Source organism: Pseudophaeobacter sp., from assembly GCF_039971195.1.
Classification (GTDB): Bacteria; Pseudomonadota; Alphaproteobacteria; order Rhodobacterales; family Rhodobacteraceae; genus Pseudophaeobacter.
The window spans coordinates 1-3,173 of the sequence record NZ_JBDWPJ010000234.1; the positions used below are offsets into that span (position 1 = coordinate 1).

General features: G+C 53.9%; 4 protein-coding genes. 3 read left to right on the forward strand and 1 reads right to left on the reverse strand.

The genetic code is table 11. The annotated features are described in order from the left end of the window. On the reverse strand, nucleotides 1-1,893 hold a 1,893-nt coding region (locus ABJP42_RS20345; RefSeq protein WP_348343735.1), incomplete at its 3' end, for a HAMP domain-containing protein. 255 nt (nucleotides 1,894-2,148) lie between these two features. Between ABJP42_RS20345 and ABJP42_RS20350 the strand changes: the two genes are divergently transcribed. The 3 genes from ABJP42_RS20350 to ABJP42_RS20360 form a co-directional block, all read left to right on the forward strand. Continuing rightward, on the forward strand, nucleotides 2,149-2,436 hold the full coding sequence (locus tag ABJP42_RS20350) for an STAS domain-containing protein (RefSeq protein ID WP_348343737.1): 288 nt from the start codon (nucleotides 2,149-2,151) through the stop codon (nucleotides 2,434-2,436). Beyond that, the gene (locus ABJP42_RS20355) at nucleotides 2,433-2,807 is read left to right on the forward strand and encodes a response regulator (RefSeq protein WP_348343739.1); all 375 of its coding nucleotides are present in this window, start codon (nucleotides 2,433-2,435) and stop codon (nucleotides 2,805-2,807) included. The genes ABJP42_RS20350 and ABJP42_RS20355 overlap by 4 nt, the downstream gene beginning before the upstream one ends. 1 nt (nucleotide 2,808) lies before the next feature. Continuing rightward, the coding region (locus tag ABJP42_RS20360; protein ID WP_348343741.1) for an Hpt domain-containing protein at nucleotides 2,809-3,173 on the forward strand (365 nt) is incomplete at its 3' end.

Genomic DNA, 3,173 nt, shown 5'->3' on the forward strand with positions numbered 1-3,173 from the left:
TTCGGTCATCGCCGAAACCGCGCTTTGCACCACTTCGCCACTGACTTCGGCCTCCTGTTTGGCGGCCTCCATGGTGGCTTCAACGCTGCGCGCGCCTTCGGCGGCGGATTTCACGCTGGCGGTGAGCTCATCCAGAGCTGCCGCGGTCTCTTCCAAAGTCGCCGCCTGGCTTTCGGTGCGGTTCGACAGATCATCGGAAGCTTTGCTGATCTCAGCAGCGCCGTTCTGGATGGAACTCGAAGCATCGATGACCTGCGAAACAGTGCCGCTCAGGGTTTCAATGGTTTGATTGAAGTTCTGACGCAGTTTTTCATGTTCACCAGAAAAGACCTGTTCAATGGGCAAAGAGAAATCGCCTTCGGACAGGCGCACAAGTCCCGCACTCAGGTTTTCAACAACGATTTGCTGTTCCTGCTGCAATTCGGCCCGCTGTTCTTCGGCAATTCTGGCCTGCTGCAGATCTTCCTGCATCGAAACCAGAGTCTTGCCAATCTTGCCTATTTCATCGCCGCGCTCGGCCTCGGGAACATCGGTATCCAGGTTGCCAGATGAAACGGCGTCCATGCTCCGGCAGATCCGGTCTAGAGGCCGGGTGATCGTGCCGGCAAAGAGCCAACCCAGGATCGACATCAGAGCCGCCCCCGCCAATGAAGCAAGCAAAAGGATATTGCGATCGCGAACCACCGGCGCCAGCAACTCTTCGCGGTCCTGCTCGATCGCGATAACCCAGGTGCCGTTCGTGAGTGGGATATGTTCCGCATAAGCAGCAACAGGCTGCCCACGCAGGCCGGTTGCTTCAGTGGTGAAGGCTCCGTTTCCTCCCAAAGCCTGTGTCAGGTGGTCAGAAGCAGGTAGTTGTTCCAGGACAGAGTGGCCATCCTCAAAGCGGGATTGGGAGCGCGCCATCAAATTTGGACCGGCCAAGAAAATCTCAACGCTATCGGCAATACCTTGGCCATCGTTCACAATGGCATTGATCATATCCACTGGAATCTGAAGCACCATCACGCCCACGGTTTGACCCGAGTTTGAAACGATTTTGGTAGCCCCAAAAACGGTAGGTTTACCGCCGCTAGGCTCGTAGGCTCTTACATCCGAAAAGATTACCTGGCCGACTTCGACTTCCAGCGCTTTACGGAACAATACCCCAAGATCGCTGTCCTTGTAGGGCCCCTTCATCAGGTTTGTTCCATAGTCGTCGTCTTTGAAAACACTATAGATCACATCTCCAGGCATGCTGATCAGGAAGGCATCACTGTAGCCTTTTGCCGTCAGCAAGGTCCGAAAGGCTGGGTGAAACTTTGAGTGATGAATATTGTAGGGAATCGTCTGTTTGCCCCGATCCAGGTTGTGTCGCTCACCTGCAGGAAAGGGATTCTCAGTTATGTAGGTATTCCGGGCAGTGTCTGAAGCCTCGGCGCCCAGGTTGCTCCAGGCTGCGGACAGACGTTGTATCGCTGTGGCCGTTGATGGCGTGGCCGTCAGAGTCAGCAGATCAGCGTTGATCCCCCGGATCAGTGACATGAACGCTGTTTTGCGGCCTGCAACCAAGGATTCGAACTGGTTTTCGGCTTGCTTGAAAGCGCTTTTTTGAAAGTTGATCGTGCTGATCGTTACAATAATAGCTGTCAGCAGCGCCCCAAAGCCGACCACAAAAAGTGGCAGCTTATAGGCAATCTTGAGAGATCTCAGACCCTGCATTTCATTCTCCTGAGGCTTCGTCTGCGGCAAACCGCAAGGTGTTAAGCGCCAGATTGCCCAAGAGATGTTAATTTGCGGCTTACAAGGCCCATCAATCCCTTCAATTTTCGAGATCAATTGCAGTTTTTTGAAACAACAGGGCAAATTTTGCCCCCAATCCCTTGCCCAAATTAGGCCTCCGATGCCGCTCACGGAATGGCGCCTATATATACGGTACTTTTGCGCGACCTCTGCCTTCCTCGATTTTACAAAATCATTCATTCCCAAAGTGCCGGAAGCTGAAGGAACCGGAAAACTTTAGGAAAATACGGAATTATCCCTGGTTCCCAATTGCATAAAACCGCTTTTCCGGCGGCCCACAGCAATCAATTGTTAAGCCCAACAGCCTAATCATGAACCCATCGAATACAAACATGTCACCGACAATGGGGGTGAGAATCGCGGAAGATGACCACAGAAACGCAGAAACACCTTTTGGAATTGCCAAATGCATTCGCGGAATTGACTCCGCTTGCAGCTTTTCTAGGCGGGGCTCGTTCTGCCGCAGTCGAAGTCGACTGCAGTAATGTAACGGCCATGCCATCGCGCTGCCTTCAACTGCTGCTCAGCGCCGAGCAACAGTGGCGCTCTGAAGAACTGGGGTTCGCGGTAACCCACATCAACGATTCCTGCCGCAAGTCCCTGACGCTCTTGGGTTTAGAGCCCAACCGATTTGAAGACGAGGTAACAGCATGAAAACCAAAGTATTGGCAATCGATGATTCCCGCACCATCCGGAATCTGCTTGCAGCCACCCTGGAAGAGGCTGGTTTTGAGTATGTAAGTGCAGTGGACGGCCGCGAAGGCGTCGATATGTACGATGACGTGGCTCCTGATGTTGTCATCACTGACATCAACATGCCCAACCTGGACGGTTTTGGCGTGATCGAAGAGCTGCGCGGCACCGGTATCAATTCCAAGGTTCCAATCCTGGTTCTGACCACGGAAAGCGCTCCGGAGATGAAAGCACGGGCCCGCACCGCAGGTGCCACCGGCTGGATCACCAAACCTTTTGACGACGCCTCTCTGATTTTCGCGCTGAAGCGCGTGACAGGAGCCGCGGCATAAGATGTCTGGGTCTATTCAGGATACCTTCTTTGAGGAGTGCGAAGAACTCCTTGAAGCAACGGATGAGGGTCTGAGCGCCATCGAAGGAGGCGATCAAGATCCAGAGGTAGTCAATGCGGTCTTCCGCGCGGTTCACTCGATCAAGGGTGGCGCGGGCGCATTTGGCTTGGACGAGTTGGTGGCATTTGCCCACAGATTTGAGACTGTTTTTGATGAAGTCCGGGCCAACCGGATGGAGCTAAGCGAGCCGCTGATTCAGCTGCTGTTGCGGTCCTGTGATCACCTGTACAGCCTGGTTGCGGTTGCCCGTGACGGGGGTGAGACAGATCAAGCCCATCACGACATGCTTATCGAAGCGCTGGACAA